Below are 243 nucleotides of genomic sequence, written 5' to 3' on the forward strand. Positions count from 1 at the left end.
AACTTGGGACTCGCCGTTGACAGCGAAGATGGACTGTTTGTTCCTGTCATCAAAGATGCAGAAAAACGTGATGCTGAATCCCTGAGAAACAGCATTAATTATTTCCGTAAAGCGGTTGAAGAGCGCAGTCTTCCACCATCAGAAATGCAGGGGGCAACCATTACCCTCAGCAACTTTGGTGTCTTTGCTGGTCAGTTTGCTACACCCATCGTTGTCCCCCCCATGGTCAGCATCATTGGTGTG

The 243-nt window shown here is 48.6% G+C and carries 1 protein-coding gene; it reads left to right on the forward strand.

Annotated features, from left to right (window positions below):
- Positions 1–243: 2-oxo acid dehydrogenase subunit E2 (locus tag CWC28_RS21460; RefSeq protein WP_171038354.1), on the forward strand; the 243-nt coding region annotated here is incomplete at both ends.

The organism is Pseudoalteromonas sp. S4492 (genome assembly GCF_005886115.1).
GTDB lineage: Bacteria > Pseudomonadota > Gammaproteobacteria > Enterobacterales > Alteromonadaceae > Pseudoalteromonas > Pseudoalteromonas gelatinilytica.